General features: G+C 70.4%; 19 protein-coding genes. 14 read left to right on the top strand and 5 right to left on the bottom strand.

From position 1 onward, the window contains the following. The first annotated feature begins 326 nt into the window (after positions 1-326). Complete coding sequence (locus tag GWK25_RS21325) at positions 327-1,151, top strand: hypothetical protein (protein WP_215452134.1); 825 nt, start codon at positions 327-329, stop codon at positions 1,149-1,151. A gap of 126 nt (positions 1,152-1,277) precedes the next feature. Here the strand turns inward: GWK25_RS21325 and GWK25_RS21320 are convergent, their stop codons facing one another. Together GWK25_RS21320 and GWK25_RS21315 are read right to left on the bottom strand one after the other, a co-directional pair. Next, a complete protein-coding gene (locus tag GWK25_RS21320; RefSeq protein ID WP_215452133.1) occupies positions 1,278-2,846 on the bottom strand; it encodes an arabinogalactan endo-1,4-beta-galactosidase in 1,569 nt (522 codons plus the stop codon). A gap of 216 nt (positions 2,847-3,062) precedes the next feature. Continuing rightward, a complete protein-coding gene (locus GWK25_RS21315; RefSeq protein ID WP_215452132.1) occupies positions 3,063-5,084 on the bottom strand; it encodes a beta-galactosidase in 2,022 nt (673 codons plus the stop codon). Between the two features lie 185 nt (positions 5,085-5,269). Here GWK25_RS21315 and GWK25_RS21310 point away from each other — a divergent pair, with 185 nt between their 5' ends. The 5 genes from GWK25_RS21310 to GWK25_RS21290 all read left to right on the top strand — a co-directional run bounded on the left by GWK25_RS21310 (position 5,270) and on the right by GWK25_RS21290 (position 10,655). Next, entirely contained in the window at positions 5,270-6,592 is a 1,323-nt protein-coding gene (locus GWK25_RS21310) for an extracellular solute-binding protein (protein WP_215452131.1), read from the top strand. Then, complete coding sequence (locus tag GWK25_RS21305) at positions 6,589-7,563, top strand: carbohydrate ABC transporter permease (protein WP_215452130.1); 975 nt, start codon at positions 6,589-6,591, stop codon at positions 7,561-7,563. The genes GWK25_RS21310 and GWK25_RS21305 overlap by 4 nt, the downstream gene beginning before the upstream one ends. Further along, entirely contained in the window at positions 7,560-8,489 is a 930-nt protein-coding gene (locus tag GWK25_RS21300; protein ID WP_215452129.1) for a carbohydrate ABC transporter permease, read from the top strand. The genes GWK25_RS21305 and GWK25_RS21300 overlap by 4 nt, the downstream gene beginning before the upstream one ends. Next, positions 8,486-9,517, top strand: a complete 1,032-nt coding sequence (locus GWK25_RS21295) for a LacI family DNA-binding transcriptional regulator (protein WP_215452128.1) — start codon at positions 8,486-8,488, stop codon at positions 9,515-9,517. Before GWK25_RS21300 ends, GWK25_RS21295 begins: the two co-directional genes overlap by 4 nt. Positions 9,518-9,854: 337 nt before the next feature. Continuing rightward, entirely contained in the window at positions 9,855-10,655 is an 801-nt protein-coding gene (locus GWK25_RS21290) for a VOC family protein (protein WP_215452127.1), read from the top strand. A gap of 16 nt (positions 10,656-10,671) precedes the next feature. Here GWK25_RS21290 and glgX read toward each other — a convergent pair whose 3' ends face one another. Both glgX and GWK25_RS21280 read right to left on the bottom strand, forming a co-directional pair. After that, positions 10,672-12,798: a glycogen debranching protein GlgX gene (gene glgX / locus GWK25_RS21285; RefSeq protein WP_215452126.1), complete on the bottom strand. Its 2,127-nt coding sequence runs from the start codon at positions 12,796-12,798 to the stop codon at positions 10,672-10,674. Further along, complete coding sequence (locus tag GWK25_RS21280) at positions 12,795-13,310, bottom strand: pep a2 (protein ID WP_215452125.1); 516 nt, start codon at positions 13,308-13,310, stop codon at positions 12,795-12,797. The genes glgX and GWK25_RS21280 overlap by 4 nt, the downstream gene beginning before the upstream one ends. Before the next feature lie 267 nt (positions 13,311-13,577). On the opposite strand from GWK25_RS21280, the gene GWK25_RS21275 reads away from it, so the two are divergent. The 7 genes from GWK25_RS21275 to GWK25_RS21245 all read left to right on the top strand — a co-directional run bounded on the left by GWK25_RS21275 (position 13,578) and on the right by GWK25_RS21245 (position 22,325). After that, complete coding sequence (locus GWK25_RS21275) at positions 13,578-13,940, top strand: DUF5133 domain-containing protein (RefSeq protein ID WP_215452124.1); 363 nt, start codon at positions 13,578-13,580, stop codon at positions 13,938-13,940. Between the two features lie 60 nt (positions 13,941-14,000). Beyond that, on the top strand, positions 14,001-16,001 hold the full coding sequence (locus GWK25_RS21270) for an alpha-1,4-glucan--maltose-1-phosphate maltosyltransferase (RefSeq protein WP_215452123.1): 2,001 nt from the start codon (positions 14,001-14,003) through the stop codon (positions 15,999-16,001). Beyond that, positions 15,998-17,716, top strand: a complete 1,719-nt coding sequence (gene treS / locus GWK25_RS21265; protein ID WP_215452122.1) for a maltose alpha-D-glucosyltransferase — start codon at positions 15,998-16,000, stop codon at positions 17,714-17,716. The genes GWK25_RS21270 and treS overlap by 4 nt, the downstream gene beginning before the upstream one ends. A gap of 29 nt (positions 17,717-17,745) precedes the next feature. Continuing rightward, positions 17,746-19,134, top strand: a complete 1,389-nt coding sequence (locus GWK25_RS21260) for a maltokinase (RefSeq protein WP_215452121.1) — start codon at positions 17,746-17,748, stop codon at positions 19,132-19,134. 4 nt (positions 19,135-19,138) lie between these two features. After that, positions 19,139-21,490, top strand: coding sequence for a 1,4-alpha-glucan branching enzyme (gene glgB, locus GWK25_RS21255; protein ID WP_308404277.1), 2,352 nt, complete (start codon positions 19,139-19,141; stop codon positions 21,488-21,490). A gap of 9 nt (positions 21,491-21,499) precedes the next feature. Further along, a complete protein-coding gene (locus tag GWK25_RS21250) occupies positions 21,500-21,853 on the top strand; it encodes a VOC family protein (RefSeq protein ID WP_215452120.1) in 354 nt (117 codons plus the stop codon). Between the two features lie 70 nt (positions 21,854-21,923). Beyond that, positions 21,924-22,325 (top strand): MarR family winged helix-turn-helix transcriptional regulator, encoded by a 402-nt coding sequence (locus GWK25_RS21245; protein ID WP_215452119.1) that lies wholly within the window; start codon positions 21,924-21,926, stop codon positions 22,323-22,325. Positions 22,326-22,397: 72 nt separating this feature from the next. On the opposite strand, the gene GWK25_RS21240 is transcribed toward GWK25_RS21245, so the two are convergent. After that, positions 22,398-22,820, bottom strand: coding sequence for an SseB family protein (locus tag GWK25_RS21240; protein ID WP_215452118.1), 423 nt, complete (start codon positions 22,818-22,820; stop codon positions 22,398-22,400). 353 nt (positions 22,821-23,173) lie between these two features. On the opposite strand from GWK25_RS21240, the gene GWK25_RS21235 reads away from it, so the two are divergent. After that, complete coding sequence (locus GWK25_RS21235) at positions 23,174-24,463, top strand: alpha-L-fucosidase (RefSeq protein ID WP_215452117.1); 1,290 nt, start codon at positions 23,174-23,176, stop codon at positions 24,461-24,463. Positions 24,464-24,518: the final 55 nt, after the last annotated feature.

Below are 24,518 nucleotides of genomic sequence, written 5' to 3'. Positions count from 1 at the left end.
GGACCGGTCCCCTGGGTCGGGCCTCGTGTCTCGCCGGTGGCCGGGTGCCGACCCCCGGGCTCCACATGACCGGCGGAAGGCACGACGGACCACAGCACCCGACCGTGCCTCCCGCGCCTCGGGGACGGCTCGGTCCGCCTTCGCCGAACTTCCGGACTCGGCGCGGCCCCTCCGGCCCGCCTACGACGCACCCTCGGGCCGGAGCACGCCGCCCGGCGGCAACAGGTGCTGCGCCCGATCGCCCGCGCCGCTCCACCCTGGCAGGGGCCGCGCCGCCCCACCGGTGGCCCGGGTTAGATTGGCCGTCGCCGACCAGGGAGACCGCCGTGCCCGTCCGCCCCCGCCTGCTGTACGTCACCGACCTCGCCTATCCGGCCCGAGGGCGGCGGTACTGCGACGAGGACATCTTCCTCACCTCCCGGTTGCGCGCGGAGTTCGACATCGCCCTGTGCCACCCCCTGGACACGGTGGCTCTGATGGACGGGTTCGACGCCGTCGTGGTCCGCAACAGCGGGCCCGTCCTGCACCACCAAGAGGCGTACGACGCCTTCCGCGAGCGGGCGACGGCGCTCGGGACCCGCGTCTACAACCCGCTGACCGGCCGCGCCGACATGGGCGGCAAGCAGTACCTGCTGGACCTCACCGCCGCCGGGTACCCGGTCATCCCCACCGTCGACCGGCCCGAGGACCTCACGCGGCTGCCGGAGTCCGCCGCGTACGTGGTGAAGCCGAAGGCCGGCGCGGACTCCGTCGGCCTGCGCTTCCTGACCGGCCCCGAGCTGGCGGGCCTGGCCGGGGGCGACCTCCTCGTCCAGCCGCGCGTCGACTTCCGCTACGAGGTGTCCTTCTACTACGTCGACGACACCTTCCAGTACGCCCTCCACGCGCCCGACCCCGACCGCCGCTGGGTCCTGGAGCCCTACGAGGCCTCCGAGGCCGACCTCTCCTTCGCCCGGCGCTTCATCGACTGGAACACCCTCGACCACGGCATCCAGCGCGTGGACGCCTGCCGAACGCAGGACGGCGACCTCCTCCTGGTCGAACTGGAGGACCTCAATCCCTACCTCTCCCTGGACCGGCTCCCCGAGCGGGTCCGGGACACCTTCGTCACGGCCATGACCGGTTCGCTGCACGCGTTCCTCGGCGGCTGAAAACATCAGGAGGGGCCGCACGCAATCACGTACGGCCCCACGACCGCGCCCTTCAGGGGCGCGGGGAACTGCGCGACCAGCCCCCACCGGCCCGCGGTATCACCACGGCCCGAACCGGTGATCTCCTCACCGGTGGCTGAACCACGCCGCCGCCGGCAGCAGCCTGTCGTCGTACCCGAACAGCGCCTGATTCTCCCAACCGTTCCCGGAGGCCGCGTCCGTCGGGTCCCAGCCGTTGCCGTCGACCGCGGTCCACGTCGATTCCCAGTGGAAGATCCCGAGACCCCGCCCGCCCGGGACGGCCTCGACGATGCTCGCGATGTCCTTCATCCACCGCGTCTGACCGGCGGTCGTGGCCGGGTAGCCGGACACGAGTTCGCTGCTCAGGTCGATGATGTTCTCGTGCGCGTCCTCGCTGTCCAGCCGGAACGGGTACGCCGTCTCGGCGACGAACACCGGCTTGGCGTAGCGGGACGCCGCGTCGTCCAGCGTGCTCTGGAAGTCGGCGAGCGTGCCGTGCCAGTAGCCGTAGTACGACAGGCCGATGACGTCGAACTTCACACCATGGGAGACCGCGTTGTCGAACCACCTGCGGGTGCCGGACAGGTCCCCGCCCTTGGCGAGGTGCAGCGCCACCTGGGTGGAGGAGTTGACCGCCTTGACCGCGTCGTAGCCGGAGTTGAGCAGTCCGGCGAGCTGCGACCAGTTGGAGGTGGAGCCCGCCGGCCACAGCATGCCGCCGTTGATCTCGTTGCCGACCTGGACCATGTCGGCGGTGGAGCCCTGCGCCTTGAGGGCGCCCAGGACGTCGTAGGTGTGGTTGTAGACGTCCGTCCGCAGCTGGCTGTAGGAGTGACCGGCCCACGCGGACGGCACGGTCTGGGCGCCCGGGTCGGCCCAGGTGTCCGAGTAGTGGAAGTCGACCAGGAGCTTCATGCCCTGCGCCTTGACGCGCTTGGCGGCGGCGAGCACGCGGGTCTTGTTGTTGTAGCCGTCGGCGGGGTTCACCCAGACCTTGAGGCGTGCGTAGTTCTGGCCCGCGCCCTTGAGGACGGCGAGGGCGTCGCCGGTGGTGCCGGAGCTGTTCCTGTAGACGCCGCCCTTGGCCTCGCTCTTGACGAGCGAGGACACGTCGGAGCCCTTGATGGGCACGCCCGTCGTCCCGGACGCGAAGGTCAGGTCGTCGACGTTGATCCAGTTCCCGGCCTTGGCGTCGGAGTTGACGCTGATGGTGCACTGGTTGTTGGTCACCGCGATCGAGGTGACGATCCGGATCCAGCCACTGGCGGAGACCGGGATGTCGGTGCGCTGTTCGGCGCTGCCGCAGTTCTTCAGCGCGAGGTACGCGGAGTTCTGGCCGCCGCCGGAGCGCACCCACGCGGTGAGCTTGTAGTTCCCGTTCGTCAGGCCGGACAGGTACTGGTACGTCTCCACCTTGTAGGCGGAGGACGACCAGTGGGTGAGGCGGTGACTGCCGCCGTGGCCACCGGACTCGGTGAAGGAGGCGGCGTTCTGCCCGCCCGCCGAGTACGTCGACCAGCCGGCCGGCGTCGCGGTCCCGGTGCCGTCGGACTCGAAGCCCCCGTTGGTGAGGGTGGAGGCGGCGTGTGCCGAGCCGGCGGGCACGGTGGTGAGCGCCAGACCCGCGAACAGCGGTATGAGCAGGGCCCTGAGGGCACGTCTCGCGTGGAACATCGTCGTCCCTTCGACGAAGGTGGGGAGCCGGGTGATGCGGTGTTGTGACGGCGCCGCGCCCGAAGGCCGTGGGCGCGGCGCCGCCGGGGCCGACCGGATGTCCCCAGAGATCCGGTCGGGGTCGGGGATGCCCCGGGGCGGGGAAACGCCCCCGGGCGGGGAGCGGCGGCCGTCACCCGTGCGGCTCGGTGACGGGCTGCCGCCCACATCTGCTGATCAGGGGTCGAGACGTACGACCCTGACGCCGCCGGCGGGTACGACGAGGCGGCCCGCCGCGCGTTCGCCGGTGAGGAGTTCGGTGCCGGCCGTGTCCAGCGGCACCTTCGCGTCGAGCGCGGTGTGGTTGATCGCGAAGAGGAAGTCGCCCGACTCCCCCGCGCGGCGGACCACTTCGACGTCGCGCGGCAGGTCGGCGCGGGGTGCGACGCCCGCGTCGTCGGCGGCCCAGCCGAGGAGCGCGTCGAGGCCGTGTGCGTCGAGACGGGTCGACACGTACCAGGCGGAGCCCTCCCCGAGCCGGTGCCGGGTCACGGCGGGCCGGCCGGCGGCGAGTCCGTCGGCGTAGGTCCACACGGGCTCGGCACCGCGCGGCACCACGAACTCGGTCCACACGTCGCCGGTCAGTTCGGAGCCGTCGGGGCCGGTGAGGCGGACGCTCTCGCCGCCCAGCAGGGGCGAGAACTCCTCGACGGTCAGGCCGAGTACGTCGCGCAGGACGCCGGGGTAGGGCCCCTCGTGGACGGCGTCGTGCTCGTCGACGATCCCGGAGAAGTAGGAGACGACGAGGGTGCCGCCGTTCTCGACGTACGCCTTGAGGTTGTCCCCCGCCGCTCGCGTCATCAGGTACAGGGCGGGAACGACGACAAGGGGATAAGCCGACAAGTCGGCTTCCGGGTGGGCGAAGTCGACCGTGAGGTGGCGGTCGTAGAGGGCCTCGTAGAAGGCGTCGGCGCGCTCGCGGGCCTCGTGGTCCTCGCTGGGGCGCCAGGCGAGGTTCTGCGCCCACCAGGAGTGCCAGTCCCACAGGACGGCCACGTCGGCGACGGTCCGGCTGCCCTTGACCTGGCTCAGCGAGTCCAGGGAGGCCCCCAGTCCGACGACCTCGCGCCACACGCGCGAGTCGGTGCCGGCCTGCGGCAGCATCGCCGAGTGGAACTTCTCGGCGCCGCGCCGGGACTGCCGCCACTGGAAGAACATGGCGCCCTCGGAGCCGCGTGCCACGTGGGCGAGAGAGTTGCGGGCCATCTGACCGGGGGCCTTGACAGGGTTGCGGGCCTGCCAGTTGACGCCGGAGGTGGAGTGCTCCAGGAGCAGCCAGGGGGCGCCGCCGCCGACCGAGCGGGTGAGGTCGGCGGCCATCGCGAGGTTGACGTGGGTGCGGCGGCCGTCGGTGATCAGGTAGTGGTCGTTGGTGACGAGGTCGACCTCGCGGCCCCAGGCCCAGTAGTCCAGGGAGTCGCACTGGCTGAGCGCGGTCATGAAGTTGGTGGTGACCGGGATGCCGGGGGCGAGGCGGTGCAGGATGTCCCGTTCGGCGACGAAGTTCTCGCGGATCGTCTCGTCGGCGAACCGCTTGTAGTCGAGGGCCTGGCCGGGGTTGCCGACCGTGGGGGTGACGCGCGGCGGGTTGATCTGTGCGAAGTCGGTGTAGTGCTGGCCCCAGAAGGCGGTGCCCCAGGCCTCGTTGACCGCCGCTACGTCGCCGTACGTCCGCTCCAGCCAGCGGCGGAAGTGCACGGCGCAGGAGTCGCAGTAGCAGGCGGAGACGGGGACGCCGTACTCGTTGTGGACGTGCCACAGGGCGAGCGCCGGGTGGTCGGCGTAGCGCTCGGCGAGCTTCGTGGTGATGCCGCCGGCGGCGGCCCGGTAGTCGGCGTTGCTGTGGCAGATGGCGCCGCGCGAGCCGAACTCGTAGCGGGTGCCGTCGGCGGCCACGGGGAGCGCCCCGGGGTGTTCGCGGTAGAACCAGGCCGGCGGGACGACCGTGGGGGTGCCGAGGTCGACGCGGATGCCGTTGTCGTGGAGCAGGTCGAGCAGACGGTCGAGCCACGCGAAGTCGTAGGTGCCCCGTGAGGTCTCCAGCAGGGCCCAGGAGAAGATGCCGACGCTCACCATCGTGACGCCGGCCTCACGCATCAGCCGGACGTCCTCGCGCCAGACGGTTTCCGGCCACTGCTCGGGGTTGTAGTCCCCACCGAAGGCGAGCCCGGTCAGGCCGGTGGGGGTGGTCTCCGGCATGGATCTCTCCCGTTTTGTCGATCATCTGGGAACGTGCACACACGTCGGCGCGGTGCGGAGCCCTACATAACCGCACAGCAACAACCATTGACAAGTGTCCGGGATGTTTCTCTACTGTGAACGCTCACAGAAGCATGGCATGGTCCTCGCAGTAGACGAGGACCCAGGTCAGGGGAGAACGATCCATGTCCGACATCACGAAGCACCGGCGCTTTGTGGCCACTGCCGTCGCCGTCACGCTCGGCGCCACCACACTCGCCGCCTGCGGCGGGTCCGACGAGGACGGCGAGGCTCAGTCGGGGCCCGCCCGGCTGACGTACTGGACCTGGACGCCCGGCATGGACAAGGTCGTCGACCTCTGGAACGAGGGCCCCGGCAAGAAGCAGCAGATCACCGTCACGGTGAAGAAGCAGGCCTCCGGCGACACCCTGGTCACCAAGATCCTCACCGCGCACAAGGCGGGCAAGGGCCCGGACCTGGTGCAGGCCGAGTACCAGGCGCTGCCGACCCTGGTCAGCAACGACGCGGTCGCCGACATCGCGGGCGAGGCGGGTGACGCGAAGGGCAAGTTCGCCACCGGCGTCTGGCAGCAGACCACGCTGGGCTCCGACGCCGTCTACGCGATACCGCAGGACATCGGGCCGATGATGTTCTACTACCGCGAGGACCTCTTCAAGAAGTACGACCTCACGGTCCCCAGGACCTGGGACGAGTTCGCCGAGACCGCGCGCAAGCTCAAGAAGGAGGACGCGGACGTCGACCTGACGACGTTCTCCGCGAACGACTCCGGTCTCTTCGCCGGTCTCGCCCAGCAGGCGGGCGCGCGGTGGTGGACCACCGAGGGCCAGAAGTGGAAGGTCGGCATCGACGACGCGGCCACCCGACGCGTCGCAGACTTCTGGGGCGGGCTGGTGAAGGAAGGCGCCATCGACAACCAGCCGATGTACACCCCGGCCTGGAACAAGGCCCTGAACACCGGCAAGCAGATCGCCTGGGTCAGCGCCGTGTGGGCGCCGGGCACGCTGACCACCGCCGCGCCCGACACCGAGGGCAAGTGGAAGGTGGCGCCGCTGCCGCAGTGGTCGGCCTCCGAGAACACCACCGGCAGCTGGGGCGGCTCCTCGACCGCCGTCACCACGGACTCGAAGAACAAGGGTGCCGCCGCGAAGTTCGCCACCTGGCTGAACACGGACCCCGAGGCGCTGACCGCGCTGGCCAAGGAGGGCGGCATCTACCCGGCCGCCACCACCGCGCAGACCAGTGACGTGTTCGCCCAGCCGCCGGCCTTCTTCTCCAACCAGGCCGACTTCTACACCGTGGCCTCCGAGATCGCGAAGACCACCGCACCGTCCGCCTGGGGCCCGAACGTGAACGTCGCCTACACCACCTTCAAGGACGCGTTCGGCGCCGCCGCGAAGAACAAGTCGGACTTCGGTACCGCCCTGAAGACGATGCAGGACGACACGGTCGCCGACATGAAGAAGCAGGGCTTCGAGGTCGCTCGGTGACGACGGCACGCCGGAGGGCGCACGGGGTCGAGGGGGCCCCGTACGCCCACCCCTCTCCCACCACCACCCTCGAACGAGCGCGAAGCGCTCCCTACGTGTTCCTCCTCCCCGCGACGATCCTGTTCGCCCTCTTCTTCGCGCTGCCCATCGGCTACGCGGTCTGGCTCAGCCTGCACAAGGTGCAGGTCAAGGGGCTCGGCCTCGGCTCGGGCGCGCGCAGCGAGGTGTGGGCGGGCCTGGAGAACTACACCGACGCGCTGACCGACTCCGAACTGCTCGACGGCACCCTGCGCGTCCTCGGCTACGGCGCGATCGTCGTCCCGGTCATGCTCGGTCTGGCCCTGGTCCTCGCCCTGATGCTGGACAACGACAAGGTGCGGCTGGCCCCCTTCACCCGGCTGGCGATCTTCCTGCCGTACGCCGTCCCCGGTGTCGTGGCGGCCCTGCTCTGGGGCTTCCTCTACCTCCCGGACGTCAGCCCCTTCTCCTTCGTACTGGAGCGGCTGGGTCTGCCGCAGCCGGACCTGCTGGACGGCGGCGGCCTGTACGCGGCGCTGTCGAACATCGCGATCTGGGGCGGCACCGGCTTCAACATGATCGTCATCTACACCTCGCTGCAGGCGATCCCCGCCGAGGTGTACGAGGCGGCCAGGCTGGACGGCGCGTCGCCGCTGCAGATCGCGCTGCGGATCAAGGTCCCGATGGTGGCGCCCTCGCTGGTGCTGACCTTCTTCTTCTCGATCATCGCCACGCTCCAGGTCTTCAGCGAACCCACCACCCTCAAGCCCCTCACCAACTCGGTCTCCACGACGTGGAGTCCGCTGATGAAGGTGTACCGGGACGCGTTCGGCGAGGGCGACATCCACTCGGCGGCCGCGGGTGCCGTGATCATCGCCGTGGCGACGCTCGTCCTCTCCTTCGGCTTCCTGAAGGCCGCGAACTCCCGTAGCAAGCAGGAGGCAGCACGATGAGTTCTCTTGCCGTACGCAAGGCCGCCCCGGCGGCCGGCACCACCCCAGGCACCGCACCCGGCACCGCACCCGGCACCGCCCAGGGCCCGCCGCTGCGGCGCCGGATCGCACTCGTCCCGACGCTCACCCTGCTGCTGGGCGCGCTCTACTGTCTGCTGCCGGTCGCCTGGGTGCTGATCGCGGCCACCAAGTCGGGCAGCGAGCTGTTCAGCACGTTCACCTTCCTGCCGGGCACCGGCTTCACGGAGAACCTGTCCGACCTGAACGCCTACCGCGACGGCGTGTACTGGACGTGGATGGGCAACTCCGCGCTGTACGCGGGTGTCGGCGCCCTGCTGTCCACCGCCGTCTCCGCGATCAGCGGCTACGCGCTGGCGATCTACCGCTTCAAGGGCCGCGAGGCCGTCTTCAACGTGCTGATGGCGGGCGTACTGATGCCGCCGGTGATCCTGGCGATCCCGCAGTACCTGCTGATGGCGAAGGCGGACCTGGCCGACAGCTACTGGTCGGTGCTGCTACCGCTGGTCCTCTCCCCGTACGGCGTCTATCTGTCCCGGATCTACGCCGCTGCCGCCGTCCCCTCCGACGTGGTGGAGGCCGGGCGGATGGACGGGGCGAGCGAGTGGCGGATCTTCACCCGGATCGCGCTGCCGATGATGATCCCAGGTCTGGTGACGGTCTTCCTGTTCCAGTTCGTGGCCGTGTGGAACAACTTCCTGCTGCCGTACATCATGCTCAGCGACGACGAGAAGTTCCCGATCGCCCTGGGCCTGTTCACCCTCCTCGAACAGGGCTCCAACACCCCGGCGCTCTACACCCTGGTGATCACGGGCGCGCTGCTCGCGGTGATCCCGCTGATCGCGCTCTTCCTGGTGGTCCAGCGGTTCTGGAGTCTCGATCTGCTCTCCGGAGCCGTAAAGTCATGACCATGAGCAACACGGGGGGCAGGCGCAAACCGCCGACCATTCACGACGTGGCGCGCGAGGCGGGAGTCTCCCGGGGAACCGTCTCGCGCGTGCTCAACGGCGGTCACTACGTCAGCCCGACGGCGGCCGAGGCGGTCAACGCGGCGATCCGCAAGACGGGTTACGTCGTGAACCGGCACGCCCGCTCGCTGATCACGGGCCGTTCCGACTCGGTCGGCTTCCTGCTGACGGAACCGCAGGAGAAGCTCTTCGAGGACCCCAACTTCAATGTCCTCCTGCGGTGTTGCACCCAGGCGCTGGCGGCGCACGACATCCCGCTGCTGCTGATGGTGGCGGGCACGGAGGACGAGCGGCGCCGGATCACGCGGTACATCACGGCGGGCCACGTCGACGGTGTGCTGGTGGTCTCCAGCCACTCCGCGGACCCGGTCGCCCAGGAGCTCCGCGAGGCGGGCATTCCCCTCGTCCAGTGCGGCAAGCCCATGACTCCCGGCTCCAAGGTGAGTTACGTGGCCGCCGACGACCGCGACGGCGCCCGTGACATGGTGCGCCATCTGCTGTCGCTGGGCCGTCGGAGGATCGGTGTGGTCACCGGTCCGCTGGACTCGCCCGGCGGTGTCGACCGCCTCGCCGGCTACAAGGAGGTGCTCACCGAGGCGGGCGTCGAGATCGACGAGCGGCTCGTCACCTCCGGCGACTACAGCCGCGCCAGTGGCGAGGCGGGCACCGACCTGCTGCTGGAGCGGGCCCCCGACATGGACGCCGTGTTCGTGGCCTCCGACCTGATGGCGCAGGGCGCCCTCACGGCACTGCGCCGGGCGGGCCGCCGGGTCCCCGAGGACGTGGCCGTGGGCGGCTTCGACGACTCGGCCGCGGCGACGGAGTCCGTCCCCGCCCTGACCACCATCCGCCAGCCCTACGACCGGATCAGCAATGAGATGGTGCGGGTCCTGCTGGCGCAGATCGGCGGCGAGGCCCCGGCCGCCGTGATCCTGCCGACGGAGCTGGTGCGGCGGGAGTCCACGTAGGACGCGGCCGCGCACGGGCGCTCGCCGACGTCAGCGGTGCGCGGGCCCCCGCTCGGGCGTCCGTGTCTCCTCGGGCGTCTGTTTCTCCTCAGGCGTCGTTCCTCCTCGGGCGTCCATGTCCTCGGATGCCCGGGTGCTTCCCGGGCCAACGCTCGGCGGCGACGTTCCGTAAGGACCGGGGACTCTGAGTCACCACCCGAACGGCCGTCCGAAGATCGCGCCGCCACCGGGGTCGGAAGCCCGTCCCGGGGTACTCGACGCGCACCGGCCCCGGATCCGGTTGGACACTGGAGTGCGGCCGGGTTGCGCCGAGGGACGAGACCAGGACACGACTGCCATGAACTGCGACAGCAATCACCGGGACGACGAGAACGTCGTCTCCAGCCATTCCGTCTTCGGCGCGCCCTGCTGGGTGAGCCTCACCAGCCGGGACCTGCCGGCCACGGAGGACTTCTACGCCGCCGTGCTCGGCTGGCAGTGGCGTACCGCCAAGCTCGGCGACCACTTCCGGATCGCGCTCGCCGACGGGGTGCCGGTCGCCGGCATCGCCGGGGTGGCCTCCCTGTGGCAGATGGCGGTGGCCTGGACCCCGTACTTCGCCGTGTCGGACGCCGACGCGGCCGCGTCCCGGGCCAGGGAACGCGGCGGCACGGTCGCGGTCGGCCCCCTCTCCTTCCCGCCCGGACGCGCCGCCCTGCTGGCGGACCGGCACGGCGCCTCCTTCGGGATCTGGGAGGGCGCGCTCTTCACCGACTGGGACACCTGGCGCAAGGCCGCCCCGGCCTTCATCCGGCTGCACACCCGGGACGCCTTCGACGCGGCGATCTTCTACGGCGAGGTCCTGGAGTGGGCCACCGAGAAGCCCGGCTGCTGCGAGGTGCGCTACGAGGCGAACGAGGTCGTCCTGCGCAGCGAGGGCGAGGTGGTCGCCCGGATCACCTCCGGCGCGCTGGAGGCCGCTCCCGATCCCACGATCCGCCCGCACTGGCAGGTCCACTTCTCCGTCTCCGACGTGGCGGCCCGTGTCCAGGCCGCCACGCACCACGGCGGCACGGTCCTCACCCAGGACGCGCACGAGGCGGTCCTCCGCGACCCGGACGGCGCCCAGTTCACGATCACGTCGCGCGGCGAACCCTGACCGGGACGGCCGGGGATCAGTCGGCCCGGGAGGGCCGGGACAGCAGCATCAGCCCCCGCGCCGCCAAGGTGATCTCGGCACCCGCCTTGTGCTCCGACTCGTCCGGGACGCCGTCGGGTTCCGCGGTCGTGTCGACCCGGGTCGTCCAGCGCTCGCCGTACGGGGCGCCGGGGAGCCGGAAGACCCGTGGCTCCCAGTGGCTGTTCAGCAGCAGCAGGAAGGAGTCGTCGACGACGGGGTTGCCGCCGTGGTCGCGTTCGGCGATGGCGTCACCGTTGAGGAACACGGCCACGGCGTGCGCGTCGGAGCGGTCCCAGTCGGCGTCGGTCATCTCGTGGGCGTCCGGCCGCAGCCACACCAGGTCGGGCAGCGGTTGGTCCGCGCGGGTCGGGGTGTCGCCCCGGAAGAAGCGGCGTCGGCGCAGCACCGGGTGTGCCGCGCGCAGGGCGATCAGGTCGCGGGTGAACGCGAGCAGCGCGCGCCGTTCGTCGTCGAGCCGCCAGTCGAGCCAGGAGACCTCGTTGTCCTGGCAGTAGGCGTTGTTGTTGCCGCGCTGGGTGCGGCCCGACTCGTCGCCGTGGCAGATCATCGGGATGCCCTGGGACAGCAGCAGGGTGGCCAGCAGGTTGCGTTGCTGCCGGGCCCGCAGGGCGAGGACCCGCGGGTCCCTGGTGGGTCCTTCGGCGCCGCAGTTCCAGGAGCGGTTGACGCTCTCGCCGTCCCGGTTGCCCTCGCCGTTGGCCTCGTTGTGCTTGTCGTCGTAGGAGACCAGGTCGCGCAGGGTGAAACCGTCGTGCGCGGTGACGAAGTTGACGCTGGCGCGCGGGCGGCGCCGACTGTGCTCGTAGAGGTCGGCGGAGCCGGTCAGCCGGGACGCGAACTCGCCGAGCATATGGGGGCGGCCGCGCCAGAAGTCCCGTACGGCGTCACGGTATCTGCCGTTCCACTCGGACCACAGGGGCGGGAAGTTGCCGACCTGGTAGCCGCCCTCGCCGACGTCCCAGGGTTCGGCGATGAGCTTGACCCTGCTGATCACGGGGTCCTGCTGGATCAGGTCGAAGAACGCCGAGAGGCGGTCCACCTCGTGGAACTGCCGGGCCAGCGTGGCGGCGAGGTCGAAGCGGAAGCCGTCGACACGCATCTCGGTGACCCAGTACCGCAGCGAGTCCATGATCAGTTGCAGGACGTACGGGTGCCGCATCAGGAGGCTGTTCCCGGTGCCGGTGGTGTCGTAGTAGTGCGCCCAGTCGCCGTCCACCAGGCGGTAGTAGGAGCTGTTGTCGATGCCCCGGAAGGAGAGGGTGGGCCCCTTCTCGTTGCCCTCGGCGGTGTGGTTGTAGACCACGTCGAGGATCACTTCGAGGCCAGCCGCGTGCAGGGCCTTGACCATCGACTTGAACTCGGTGACCTGCTGGCCCCGGGTGCCGTGCGCGGCGTAGGCGTTGTGGGGCGCGAAGTAGCCGATGGTGTTGTAGCCCCAGTAGTTGGCGAGACCCCGGTCCTGGAGGACGCCGTCCTGCACGAACTGGTGGACCGGCATCAGCTCGATCGCGGTCACGCCCAGCGACGTGAGGTGTTCGACGACGGCGGGGTGCGCCAACCCCGCGTAGGTGCCGCGCAGTTCAGGGGGTACGTCGGGGTGGGTGCGGGTGAGGCCGCGGACGTGCGCCTCGTAGATGACGGTGTCGGCGTAGGGACGTCGGGGCGGGCGGTCGTCCCCCCAGTCGAAGAACGGGTCGGTGACGACGCCGAGCATGGTATGCCCGGCGCTGTCGGCGCCGGGTTCGCGGAGGGAGGGATGGTTGTCCACCTGTCCGTCGACGGCCGTGGTGTACGGGTCGAGGAGCAGTTTCGCCGGATCGCAGCGGTGACCCGCGGCGGGGTCCCAGGGGCCGTGCACCCGGTAGCCGTAGCGCTGCCCGGGGCCGACGCCGGGGAGCCGGCCGTGCCAGACGAACCCGTCGACCTCGGTGAGCGGGACGGCGCGATGGCGGCCCGTGTCGTCGACGAGGACGAGGTCGACGCGGTCGGCGACCTCGCTGAAGAGCGCGAAGTTGGTGCCGGTGCCGTCGTAGGAGGCGCCCAGCGGGTAGGGGTGCCCGCTCCACACGGGCACCCCTTCGCGGTCCGGGCGCACGGTCACCGCGCGTCTTCGAGGATGTCCGGGGCCTCGCCGCCGGGCACACCGGCGAGCGTCGCGACGGGCGTCTCGCGGGGCACCTGGAGCATCGCGCGCAGGGCCGGCTCGGGTGTCGTCGGCACCAGGGGCGCGCTCTGGTCGACGGGGGCCCGCTGGGTGAACCAGATGACCGTGCTGCCGTTGTCCGTGGAGCAACAGCCCCAGCCGTCGCTGAGCGCGGCGATACGGGTCAGGCAGGGACGCAACTCCCGGTCGGGGCGCAGCTCCCGGTCGTTCTCGGCCACCGCCGAGATGAGGTGCTGACCGTTCCACCACATCTCGATCGACGTGTTCTTGTCCGTCGCGTGCTCCTCGATGGCGTGCAGGAGGAGTTCGGCACTGTGGCAGACGGGCTGGACGAGCGTCTCCAGGTCCCAGAACCGGAGGTGCGCGGCCAGGATGCGGCTGACCTGCCCGACCCGCTCCGGACTGACTTCCACGTCGAGGTGGTAGTAGCGAGGCACTGCGGTCTTCATCGTCGTGGGCTCCTCACCGGCGAAGCTCCCTCCGCGCATGCACGAAGCGTGAGCACCGATTACTTCTGAGTCACCTACAGAGTGGGAGGGCTACGCCATTCGTGCAACACGAGCGACGCCCGAGGTTGTTGAAGAACCAACAAGACGCCTGGTGGTTGCGCGTGCACCATGAGTGAAGGCATCGGTTCCGTGAGGGGTCGATGCCCCTCCGTGCACGACCTCCCCCGGGAAGCGTGCTCCGCCGAGAGTGCCGGGAGGGACCAGCACATGCTGCTGCCCGCCAAGAACGAGGTGGCCAGACATCTGCGGCGCTACCGCACCTGGGAACGCGTGATGCTCGCGTCCCCGACCGACCGCGCGGCCCGGGACAGTTTCGAGGACTCGGGCTACACGCTCTGCGTCCTCATGGGCAAACGCTGTGCCCGGGAGGCCGTGGCGGCCGCCGAGCGCTATCTGCAGACGAGCCCGCCCGCCCGTCTCCAGGAGCAGGGCGACCGTCCTCAGCAGGAGCCCGGTGGCAAGACCCGTAAGGACCGGGCCCGTCAGGGGAGCGGCACGCCCCGGACCGGCGAGGGCCGTTCCGCCAAAGGTGGTCCGCCGTCCGGTCGGCGTTCCACGGCAGGGCTGTAGGACCCGCAGAGCATCCGTTCGGCCCAGCGCCGATCCCCGAGCACGGCGGAGGTGAGACCCATGAGCCCGACTCCGGCCCCGGCCGTCGGCCGCGTCCCCGTCAGGGATGTCCGCCCGCTCGTCGAGTGCGGCAGGCGTCCCGCGAAGGCAGTCGTCGGCGAGACATTCGAGGTCACCGCGACGCTGTTCCGCGAGGGGCACGGCGTGGTGGCCGCCAACGTCGTGCTCAAGGACCCCGAGGGCCGTCCGGCCCCGTGGACCCCGATGCGCGAACTGGCTCCCGGCACCGACCGCTGGGGTGCCTTGGTCACCCCCACCTCCGAGGGCCGCTGGACGTACCGCGTCGAGGCCTGGAGCGACCCCGTCGCCACCTGGCGTCACACCGCCCGCATCAAGGTCCCGGCCGGCATCGACACGGGGCTCGTCCTGGAGGAGGGCGCCGAACTTTTCGTGCGGGCGGCCGCCGGGGTGCCGGAGGCGGACCTCCACGCGGTCCTGGTGACGGTGGTCGGCAAGCTCCGCGACGACACCCTGCCGGCCGCCGACCGGCTGGCGGCGGCGTTGGCGCCGGAGGTGGACGAGGTCCTGGCCCGCCATCCCCTGCGGGAACTGGTCACCTCCTCCGAGCCGCTGCCCCTGCTGGTGGAACGCGAACGGGCCCTGTTCGGCTCCTGGTACGAGTTCTTCCCCCGTTCCGAGGGCACCCCCGAGCAGCCCCACGGAACCTTCCGCACCGCCGCACGGCGCCTGCCCGCCATCGCCGCCATGGGCTTCGACGTCGTCTACCTGCCCCCCATCCACCCCATCGGCACCACCTTCCGCAAGGGCCGCAACAACACCCTCTCCCCCACCCCCGACGACGTCGGCGTGCCCTGGGCCATCGGCTCCCCCGAAGGCGGCCACGACACCGTCCACCCCGACCTGGGCACCCTCGAGGACTTCGACCACTTCGTCGCCCAGGCCCGCGCCCTGGGCATGGAAGTGGCCCTGGACTTCGCCCTGCAATGCTCCCCCGACCACCCCTGGGTCCACAAACACCCCGAGTGGTTCCACCACCGCCCCGACGGCACCATCGCCTACGCCGAGAACCCGCCCAAGAAGTACCAGGACATCTACCCCATCGCCTTCGACGCCGACATGCCCGGCCTGATCACCGAGACCGTCCGGATCCTGCGGCACTGGATGGACCACGGGGTCCGCATCTTCCGCGTCGACAACCCCCACACCAAACCGGTCGTCTTCTGGGAACAGGTCATCGCCCGGATCAACGCCACCGACCCCGACGTCATCTTCCTCGCCGAGGCCTTCACCCGCCCCGCGATGATGCACACCCTGGCCGCCACCGGCTTCCAGCAGTCCTACACCTACTTCACCTGGCGCAACACCAAACAGGAACTCACCGACTACGCCACCGAACTCGCCGGCGAAGCAGCCGCCTACATGCGGCCCAACTTCTTCGTCAACACCCCCGACATCCTCCACGCCTTCCTCCAGGAAGGCGGCCGCCCCGCCTTCGAACTCCGCGCCGTCCTCGCCGCCACCCTCTCCCCCACCTGGGGCGTCTACTCCGGCTACGAACTCTGCGAGAACACCCCCCTCAAACCCGGCAGCGAGGAATACCTCGACTCCGAGAAATACCAACTCCGCCCCCGCGACTGGGACGCCGCCGAACGCGACGGACGCACCATCGCGCCCCTGCTCGGCAAGCTCAACGAGATCAGGCGTCGGAGCCCTGCGCTGCGTCAGCTACGGGATCTGCACTTCCACCATGCCGACCAGGAAGCGGTGATCGTCTACTCGAAGCGCGCGGGCTCGAACACGGTTCTGGTGGTGGTCAACCTCGACCCCCACCACACCCAGGAGGCCACGGTCTCGTTGGACATGCCGCGACTCGGCCTGGACTGGCATGAGTCCGTGCTGGTGCGCGACGAGCTCACCGGCGAGGTCTACACCTGGGGCAGGAACAACTACGTACGTCTGGAACCGGGCCGCTCGCCCGCCCACGTACTGACCGTCCTGCGACCGTCCAACCCGCAGATCGGGGGGTCACCCACACAATGATCGTCAACGAGCCCGTTCCGGACACCTTCGAGGACACGCCGCAGAAGGACCGGGACCCGGACTGGTTCAAACGCGCCGTCTTCTACGAGGTCCTCGTCCGTTCCTTCCAGGACAGCAACGGCGACGGCGTCGGCGACCTCAAGGGCCTCACCGCCAAACTCGACTACCTGCAGTGGCTCGGCATCGACTGCATCTGGCTCCCGCCGTTCTTCAAGTCGCCCCTGCGCGACGGCGGTTACGACGTCTCCGACTACACCGCCGTCCTCCCCGAATTCGGCGACCTCGCCGACTTCGTGGAATTCGTCGACGCGGCCCACCAGCGCGGCATGCGCGTCATCATCGACTTCGTCATGAACCACACCAGCGACCAGCACCCGTGGTTCCAGGAATCGAGAAAAGACCCCGACGGACCCTACGGCGACTACTACGTCTGGGCCGACGACGACAAGCAGTTCCCCGACGCCCGCATCATCTTCGTCGACACCGAAGCCTCCAACTGGACCTTCGACCCCGTCCGCAAACAGTATTTCTGGCACCGCTTCTTCTCCCACCAGCCCGATCTCAACTACGAGAACCCGGCCGTGCAGGAGGAAATGCTGGCCGCCCTGCGGTTCTGGCTGGATCTCGGCATCGACGGCTTCCGGCTGGACGCCGTCCCCTACCTCTACCAGGAGGAAGGGACCAACTGCGAGAACCTCCCGGCCACCCACGCGTTCCTGAAACATGTCCGCCAAGAGATCGACGCGCTGTATCCGGACACGGTCATCCTCGCGGAAGCCAATCAATGGCCGGAAGACGTCGTCGACTACTTCGGCGATTTCGCCAGCGGCGGCGACGAATGCCACATGGCGTTCCACTTCCCCGTCATGCCCCGCATCTTCATGGCCGTACGACGGGAATCGCGTTACCCGGTCTCGGAAATCCTCGCCAAGACCCCCGCCATCCCCTCGAACTGCCAGTGGGGCATCTTCCTGCGGAACCACGACGAGCTCACCCTCGAAATGGTCACCGACGAGGAACGCGACTACATGTACGCGGAGTACGCCAAGGACCCGCGCATGCGCGCCAACATCGGCATCCGCCGCCGCCTGGCGCCCCTCCTGGACAACGACCGCAACCAGATCGAACTCTTCACCGCCCTGCTGCTGTCCCTGCCCGGCTCGCCGATCCTCTACTACGGCGACGAGATCGGCATGGGCGACAACATCTGGCTCGGCGACCGCGACGCCGTCCGCACCCCCATGCAGTGGACCCCGGACCGCAACGCCGGTTTCTCCTCCTGTGATCCGGGGCGACTGTCACTGCCGACGATCATGGACCCGGTCTACGGCTACCAGGTCACCAACGTCGAGGCGTCCATGTCCTCGCCGTCGTCGCTGCTGCACTGGACCCGCCGGATGATCGAGATCCGCAAGCAGAACCCGGCGTTCGGCCTGGGCACCTACACCGAACTGCCCTCCTCCAACCCGTCCGTGCTCGCCTACCTGCGCGAGTACAAGGACGACCTGGTGCTGTGCGTGAACAACTTCTCCCGTTTCGCCCAGCCCACCGAGCTCGACCTGCACGCCTACGAAGGACGCCACCCCGTCGAACTCATCGGCGGAGTCCGCTTCCCCGCCATCGGTGAACTGCCCTACCTCCTCACCCTCGCGGGCCACGGCTTCTACTGGTTCCGGCTCTCCCGAGTCCTCTCCCGCGCTGCCCTAGGGCGTTGAAGCGCGGGCCGGCGAAAGGACGCGTCACCATGTCGAAGACCGCAATCGCACTGCTCCGCCCGAGTGGCGAAGAGGTCGCCGCCGGTCTCATGACCTCGCTGGCGGGACTGCTGCGCGAGTGGCTGCCGCGGCAGCGCTGGTTCGCCGGCAAGGACCGGCCGGTCACGGAGCTCGCCCTGCTGTCGATGACCGAGCTGTATCCGGGCTGCCTGCATCTGCTCGTGCACACCGGTCAGCCGAGCCATCCCGCGCACGGCGGGGTGCCCGCGCCGGGCGGACCACCCCCGGCCGGCGACTGCTACCAGCTCCTGCTCGGAGTGCGTGAGCATCCGGTGCCGCGCCTGGCCCGGGCGCTCATCGGGCAGGCCCACGAGGGACCGCTCGCCGGTCTGACGGTGTACGACGCGCTGTACGACCCCCGGTCGGCCGAGCTGCTCCTCGAACGGCTGCGGCATCCCGGCTCGGCGGGCCCGCTGCGTTTCGAGGCGGACCCCGGCGCCCGGGTACCGGCCGGGCTGGCGCCCCGGCTGCTGGACGCCGAGCAGTCCAACTCCTCGCTGGTGTACGGGGACGCGTACATCCTGAAGGTCTTCCGGCGCGTCCAGCCGGGCGTGAACCCCGATCTGGAGGTGCCGGGCGCGCTGGCCGGGCAGGGATGCGGCCGGGTGCCGGCGCCGGTGGCCTGGTTCCGGACGATCGATCCGTTCCCGGCGACCCTCGGTGTGCTGCAGCCGTTCCTGCCCGACGCGTCGGACGGCTGGACGCTGGCGCTCGGCGCGCTCGCCGCCGGGCAGGACTTCACGGCACAGGCCCGTGAGCTGGGCCGGGCCACGGCGGAGGTGCATCTCGCGCTGGCCTCGGCCTTCCCCACCGGCGCCCATGACGAGACCGGGCGGACGGCGGCCGCGATGACCGAACGGCTGGACGCCGCCGCGCGCTCCGTACCGGCCCTGCGGCCGTACGTCCCCGGGCTGCGAACGGCCTTCCGCGCCCTGCTCGCCTGCGACCCGGGGCCGCCCGCGCAGCGCGTCCATGGCGATCTGCACCTCGGACAGGTGCTGCGGGCCGGCCAGGACTGGTTCGTCATCGACTTCGAGGGAGAGCCGTCCCGTCCGCTCGCCGAGCGGTGCGGCACGCAGTCTCCGGTGCGGGACATCGCCGGGATGCTGCGCTCCTTCGACTACGCCGCCCGGCAGCGCCGGCCCTGGCGCCCGGAGTGGGCGCGCCGCTGCCGGGAGGAGTACTGCGCGGGCTACGCCGCCCGCGCCGGCTGGGACCCGCGCGAGAAGCACGGTCTGCTGCGCGCCTACGAGACGGACCGAGCGGTGTACGAGGTCCTCTACGAGGCCCGGCACCGGCCCGACTGGCTCCCCGTACCGATGGCGGCGATCGAGCGTCTCGCCGTGAGAGGAGACTGAATCCGTGGCTCTGCGTGACACCACGCCCCCCGAGTCCGCCGGTCCGCCCCGGCGCCGCCCCCGGCTGACCGTGGCCGCCCCTCCCCTGCCCCCCGAGGAGCGCGCACGGCTGCTCTGCGGCGCACACCACGATCCGCACGCCCTGCTGGGCGCCCATCCGGTGCCGGGCGGCGGGGTCGCCGTACGGGCCCTGCGCCCGTACGCGCACGCCGTGAGCGTCGTGATCGAGGGCGAACGCACCTACCTCGCCTCGGAGGGCGACGGTCTCTTCTCCGTCCTCCTGCCGCTCGACGCCGTGCCCGCGTACACGCTGTTCGTGTCCTACGAGGACGCCGACCACGAGGTCCACGACCCGTACCGTTTCCTGCCCGCGCTGGGTGAACTCGACCTGCACCTGATCCGGGAGGGGCGGCACGAGCAGCTGTGGAAGGCGCTCGGGGCCGAGCCCATGACCCACCAGGGCGTCACCGGCACCCGCTTCACCGTCTGGGCACCGAACGCCCAGGGGGTACGGGTGGTCGGGGACTTCGCCTGCTGGGACGGGACGGCGTTCCCGATGCGGTCCCTCGGTTCCTCCGGGGTGTGGGAGCTGTTCCTTCCGGGGGTGGGCGAGGGCGCCCTCTACAAGTTCGAGATCACCGCGCGCGACGGCCGGCGTCTGCTCAAGGCCGACCCGATGGCCCGCCGCGCGGAGGTGCCCCCCGCGACGGCGTCCGTCGTCCACGCCTCGCGCTACGAGTGGGGTGACGCGCAGTGGATGGCCCGGCGCGGTGACGTCCCGGTGCACGAGGCGCCGTTCTCCGTGTACGAGATCCATCTCCCGTCCTGGAGACCGGGACTGACGTACCGTCAACTGGCTGATGTGCTGCCCGGCTACGTGCGGGACCTCGGGTTCACCCATGTCGAGTTGATGCCGGTCGCCCAGCACCCGTTCAGCGGTTCCTGGGGCTACCAGGTCACCGGCTTCTACGCCCCGACGGCCCGCCTCGGCACCCCGGACGACTTCAAGTACCTGGTCGACGCCCTGCACCGGGCCGGGATCGGGGTCATCGTGGACTGGGTGCCCGCCCACTTCCCCAAGGACGACTGGGCGCTCGGCCGCTTCGACGGGGAGCCGCTGTACGAGCCCGGGGACAGCCGTCGGGCGGAGCATCCGGACTGGGGTACGTACGAGTTCGACTTCGGCCGCACCGAGGTGCGCAACTTCCTCGTGGCGAACGCCGTGTACTGGTGCGAGGAGTACCACGTCGACGGGCTGCGGGTGGACGCGGTCGCCTCCATGCTCTACCTCGACTACTCGCGGGACTCCGGACAGTGGTCGCCCAATGTGTTCGGCGGGCGCGAGGATCTGGACGCGGTCGCCTTCCTCCAGGAGATGAACGCCACCGTGTACCGGCGGGCGCCGGGTGTGGTGACCATCGCGGAGGAGTCCACCGCCTGGGACGGCGTGACCCGCCCGACCGACAGCGGCGGACTGGGTTTCGGACTGAAGTGGAACATGGGGTGGATGCACGACTCGCTGGGCTACATGGAGCACGAACCCGTGCACCGCAAGTACCACCACAACGAGATGTCGTTCTCGATGGTGTACGCGTACAGCGAGAACTACGTCCTGCCCATCTCCCACGACGAGGTCGTGCACGGCAAGCGGGCTCTGGTGTCGAAGATGCCGGGCGACTGGTGGCAGCAGCGCGCCAACCACCGCGCGTACCTGGGCTTCATGTGGGCCCACCCCGGCAAGCAACTCCTCTTCATGGGCCAGGAGTTCGCCCAGGGCGGGGAGTGGGTGGAGGCTCAGGGGCCGGACTGGTGGCTGCTCGATCCGGGGTACGGCGCCGAGGCCGACCACCGGGGAGTGCGGGACCTCGTCCGCGACCTCAACACGACCTACCGCCGCACGCCGGCCCTCTGGCAGCGGGACACCGACCCGGCCGGCTTCCAGTGGGTGAGTGCGGACGCGGCCGAGGACAACGTCTTCGCGTTCCTGCGGCTCGCCGCGGACGGAACACCGCTGCTGGCCGTCTCGAACTTCAGCCCGGTGGTGCGGGAGGACTACCGACTCGGGGTGCCGGACGGCGTCGCGGTGTGGCACGAGGTGCTGAACACCGACGCGGCCGTCTACGGGGGCGGCGGGGTCACGCACCCCGACCCCGTCGAGGCCGAGCCGCACGCCTGGCACGGCCGGCCGGCCAGTGTCCGGCTGACGCTGCCCCCGCTGGCCACGGTCTGGCTCCTCCCCGAGCCGTCGCCCGCCCCCGGGGCGACCGATCAGGATCGGAGAAGCCCGGCGGCGCCGGTGCGCCCTAGCGTGAGGGCTGATCCGAGCGACCGGGGATCACCCGACATCACCCCGTAGGAGTGCGACATGACTGCCGGACTGAAGACCGTCATCTACCCCGTCAAGGACCTGGCTCGGGCGAAGGCCCTGTTCAGTGCCCTGCTCCAGGTCGAGCCGTACGCGGACTCGGCGTACTACGTCGGCTTCAAGGACGCGGGGCAGGACGTGGGGCTGGACCCGAACGGCCACGCCAAGGGGATGACGGGACCGGTGCCGTACTGGCACGTCACCGACATCCGCACGAGGCTCGCGGCGCTGCTGGAGGCCGGGGCGCAGACGCTGGAGGACGTCCACGACGTGGGCGGCGGCCGGCTGATCGCCTCGGTGAAGGACGCGGACGGCAATCTGATCGGGCTGATGGAGGACACGGAGGTGGCGTAGCGCCCGCGATGGTTGCGTCTGCACTAGTTGCACGGACAAAGAACACTTCGCCCTCTGTTACCGTGCAGACATGGCAGCGAACACGACCGGTGTCCGGCTCGAGGACCAGTGGCGGGACATCCTGTCCGTGCACGCCCGCACGATGTGCGAGATCGACCGCGTGCTGCATCCGCACGGGCTGGGCGCCAGCGACTTCGAGGTGCTCGACATCCTCGCGTCGGGGATGGCGGCCGCGAGCGCTTCCGGGGACCAGTGCCGGGTGCAGAACATCGCGGAGAAGGTCCACCTCAGCCAGAGCGCGCTGTCCCGGCTGATCGGCCGGCTGGAGAAGGACGGCCTGGTGGAGCGGACGGTGTGCGCGGAGGATCGACGGGGCGTGTGGGTGGCATTGACGGACAGGGGCCGCGAGCTGCACACAGAGGTCCAGCCCCTGCAGCGTGAGGTCCTAGCGCGCATGCTGCGGCAGGACTGACCCGCCCTCGGGGCCGCGGGAACGCTCTGCGGGCCGTCCCCTCGTCCGTCGGGCGAGTTTCCCCCGTGCGGATCAGATCCCTTGACCTCCCAGCAGGGTGCCCACGTCGTGGGCGTCGAGGGTGAGGCCGTGCGGGGAGCCGGCGTCGATGGTGAGGGAGAGGTCGGCGTCGGCGGGCCACTGGGAGGCCAGGGCGCCCAGGGGCACCAGTCGGTAGCGCGACACATAGGGCAGGAGCTCGGCCATCGCGGGTTCCGAGGTGAAGACCGGCACGATCTGCTCGCCGCCGGGCTGCTCCAGCACAGGCAGCGCCACGGCCGTCGGATCGTTGACGGCCGCCTCGTCGGCGTCGTCCGGGACCGGGATCAGCACGTCGGTGTCGGCGAGCGTGTGGAGCGCGGCCGTGTCGTGGGTGTCGAAGGCGAGCGCGGTCAGCGCCCGCTGGGCCGGCGAGGCGGCCTGGTGCGGAGTGTGGCCATTGGCGGGTATGTCCATCGGAAGATCCCAGCTAGTAGCGGAAAGGCCGCCCGGGACGGCGTCCGTCCCGGGCGCTGCGCCCCTCGCGTACCCGAGGGCGAGGCCGGCATTCCTCTGCCTGGTCGATGCATACGGGACACGAGGGACCGCTGAGGCCCGAGGAGCCCCGGTCACGACGGGTGCGGTCATCTCGGAGACACCGCGGATGCCGTCTCCGGGCGAGCCGGGACCGCCGCGCGAGGAGGTCACCCGGCCTCTGCTCCGCCGAAGCGTTCCGGGGGCCTCGGCGGCTCCCGAGGCAGGTGAAAATGAACCAGTAGTGGTGACCCGCGCCCACGCGCCCGCCGGGGTCCCGGTCCTAGCGTGGCCGCATGACCATGCAACCCTGGTTTCCCGACGCCAAGCTGGGCATCTTCATCCACTACGGCATCTACGCCGTGGACGGCGTGCCGGAGTCCTGGTCCTTCTACTGGGGCGAGGTCACGCACGAGCAGTACATGAAACAGCTCGACGGCTTCACCGCGTCCGCGTACGACCCCACGGCCTGGGCCGAGTTGTTCGCCCGGGCGGGCGCCAGGTACGCGGTGCTCACCGCACGTCACCACGACGGTGTCGCCCTGTGGGACACCGCCCACGGCGACCTGGGCGTCGTCCGCCGTACGCCGGCGGGCCGGGACCTGGTCACCGGCTACGTCGACGCGCTGCGCGAACGGGGCCTGAAGGTCGGCCTCTACTACTCGCACTCCGACTGGAACCACCCCGACTACGCCAGTGCCCGCCACCCCGAGATCGACCGGTGGACGAACGAGCACCCAGGCGGCAACGACGCCAATCCCTACTCCCACGCCGCCTCCGGCGAGGAGGACCCGGCCGCCTGGGATCGCTACCTCGCCTACCGGGACGGCCAGGTGCGCGAGCTGGTCGAGCGGTTCCACCCCGACCTGCTGTGGTTCGACGGCGAGTGGGAACGTACCGAACAGCAGTGGCGGACAAAGGAGTTGGCCGAGCTGATCCTCGGCGAGCACCCGGACACCGTGCTCAACGCCCGCATGCTCTCGTACGGCGACTACGCCACCCCGGAACAGGGCGTGCCCCTCGAAGCACCCGGAGGGCCCTGGGAGTTGTGTCTGACCATCAACGACTCATGGGGCTTCCAGCACGCGGACCACAACCACAAATCCGTGCGGCAGCTGGTGCGTTACTTCGCCGAGACGATCGGCATGGGCGGCAATCTGCTGCTGGACGTCGGCCCCAGGGCGGACGGGACGATCCCCGCCGAGCAGGTCGAGCGGCTGGAGGGGCTCGGGGCGTGGATCGGGCGGCACTCCGACGCCGTGTACGGCACGGTCGCCGGGCTGCCCGCCGGGCACCACTACGGTCCGAGCACCCTCTCCGCCGACCGGCGCACTTTGTACCTGATGTGCTTCGACGTACCGCGTGAGTCCGTGGCGGTACGGGGGCTGCGCAACCCGGTCAAGAGGGTCACCGTCCTCGGCGCCGGCACCGAGCTGGGCCACCGGGTCGTCGGCGGTCTCGACGCGGTGCCCGGCGTGACGTGGATCGACGCGCCCGCCCAGGCCGACCTCGATCCGTACGCGACCGTCCTCGCCGTGGAGCTGGAGGGAGAGCTGGACCTCTACCGGGGCTCGGGGCGCGACTGACCGGCGGGGACACCTCGGCGGGGGCCTGTCGGCGGCTACGTACAATCCTCGGGAA

Source organism: Streptomyces sp. ATCC 21386 (genome assembly GCF_018728545.1).
Taxonomy (GTDB): domain Bacteria; phylum Actinomycetota; class Actinomycetes; order Streptomycetales; family Streptomycetaceae; genus Streptomyces.
This window is presented reverse-complemented; position numbering and strand designations above follow the sequence as displayed.

Excerpts from the sequence above, each read along its gene's own strand:
- GWK25_RS21315 (WP_215452132.1), bottom strand. The coding sequence starts at position 5,084 with ATGCCGGAGACCACCCCCACCGGCCTGACCGGGCTCGCCTTCGGTGGG.
- GWK25_RS21240 (WP_215452118.1), bottom strand. The coding sequence starts at position 22,820 with ATGGACATACCCGCCAATGGCCACACTCCGCACCAGGCCGCCTCGCCG.
- GWK25_RS21320 (WP_215452133.1), bottom strand. The coding sequence starts at position 2,846 with ATGTTCCACGCGAGACGTGCCCTCAGGGCCCTGCTCATACCGCTGTTC.
- GWK25_RS21235 (WP_215452117.1), top strand. The coding sequence starts at position 23,174 with ATGACCATGCAACCCTGGTTTCCCGACGCCAAGCTGGGCATCTTCATC.
- GWK25_RS21290 (WP_215452127.1), top strand. The coding sequence starts at position 9,855 with ATGAACTGCGACAGCAATCACCGGGACGACGAGAACGTCGTCTCCAGC.
- GWK25_RS21250 (WP_215452120.1), top strand. The coding sequence starts at position 21,500 with ATGACTGCCGGACTGAAGACCGTCATCTACCCCGTCAAGGACCTGGCT.
- GWK25_RS21280 (WP_215452125.1), bottom strand. The coding sequence starts at position 13,310 with ATGAAGACCGCAGTGCCTCGCTACTACCACCTCGACGTGGAAGTCAGT.
- treS (WP_215452122.1), top strand. The coding sequence starts at position 15,998 with ATGATCGTCAACGAGCCCGTTCCGGACACCTTCGAGGACACGCCGCAG.
- GWK25_RS21260 (WP_215452121.1), top strand. The coding sequence starts at position 17,746 with ATGTCGAAGACCGCAATCGCACTGCTCCGCCCGAGTGGCGAAGAGGTC.
- GWK25_RS21275 (WP_215452124.1), top strand. The coding sequence starts at position 13,578 with ATGCTGCTGCCCGCCAAGAACGAGGTGGCCAGACATCTGCGGCGCTAC.
- GWK25_RS21270 (WP_215452123.1), top strand. The coding sequence starts at position 14,001 with ATGAGCCCGACTCCGGCCCCGGCCGTCGGCCGCGTCCCCGTCAGGGAT.
- GWK25_RS21245 (WP_215452119.1), top strand. The coding sequence starts at position 21,924 with ATGGCAGCGAACACGACCGGTGTCCGGCTCGAGGACCAGTGGCGGGAC.
- GWK25_RS21295 (WP_215452128.1), top strand. The coding sequence starts at position 8,486 with ATGACCATGAGCAACACGGGGGGCAGGCGCAAACCGCCGACCATTCAC.
- GWK25_RS21310 (WP_215452131.1), top strand. The coding sequence starts at position 5,270 with ATGTCCGACATCACGAAGCACCGGCGCTTTGTGGCCACTGCCGTCGCC.
- GWK25_RS21300 (WP_215452129.1), top strand. The coding sequence starts at position 7,560 with ATGAGTTCTCTTGCCGTACGCAAGGCCGCCCCGGCGGCCGGCACCACC.